The following is a 985-nucleotide window of genomic DNA, read 5'->3' on the forward strand; positions in this document are numbered from 1 at the left end:
CAAGGCTACAATGGCATTGCCATTAACGACGATAAACATCAAATCATCTTACAAGCGCAAACATGGGGTTCAGTTGGTGAACAACAAACCTTAAAACCTGCCATCGAACAGCTGCAAGCACAACTTACCAAGTTAGGCACTCCTGATACTTTTTCAACCACTAAATTTACCGCAGATAGCGGTTTCCATAGTGAAGTTAATCTTGAATTCATGGCAAGCACTGGGCTCGATGCTTACATGGCTGATAGTGCCTTTAGAAGTCGTAACCCCTTATTTAGTCAAAGTGAAACGTATCAAACAGAGCAAGAGAAACGACGATTAAAACGAAGTAAAGGTCGGTCTAGATTATTTAATAGTAATGACTTCTACTTTGATGAAAAGAAACAAACGTGCCATTGCCCAGCAGGTAAGGAAATGTGGTTGAGTGTTAAAAATATCGAAACAGCAGGTCGGCATTATGTTCGCTACTCAGGGTATTTAAAAGATTGCCGCGTTTGCCCATTACAAACTCAATGCATGAGAAAGAAACCTATAAAACAAGGTCGGCAGGTTCAGTTTGAAACGAATATAAAAGATAAAATTATCTCATATACCGATAAAATGCGAGTAAAAATAGACAGTAGTCCTGGCAGGCGAGAATATAGTAAACGACTAGGTGCTATTGAGCCTGTATTCGGTAATATTACGGTGAATAAAGGGATGAATAAATTCACGCTGCGCGGCCAAGATAAAGTGAATACGCAATGGCAAATGTACTGTCTTGTTCATAATATAGAGAAGTTAAGGAATAGTTTACATTAACGGAAGGGCTCAGCCCTTAACTCAATAAATCCCGCATATTTAGCCCTCTAATCCCATTTATGACTCAATTTAATCAATTAGTTAATAAAAACAAAATAATCTATTTAATCTCAAGTAAATGTAAGCTACTGTCATTTTTATTTAAAATAAACAGGCTGAAATGAGAAATTCTACAGCCTCGTTA

The 985-nt window shown here is 37.4% G+C and carries 1 protein-coding gene; it reads left to right on the top strand.

The genetic code is table 11. The features are described from left to right. The coding region (locus SP041_RS20700; RefSeq protein WP_170968590.1) for a transposase at positions 1–801 on the top strand (801 nt) is incomplete at its 5' end. Positions 802–985 lie beyond the last annotated feature (184 nt).

This window comes from Psychromonas sp. SP041, assembly GCF_000470315.2.
GTDB lineage: Bacteria > Pseudomonadota > Gammaproteobacteria > Enterobacterales > Psychromonadaceae > Psychromonas.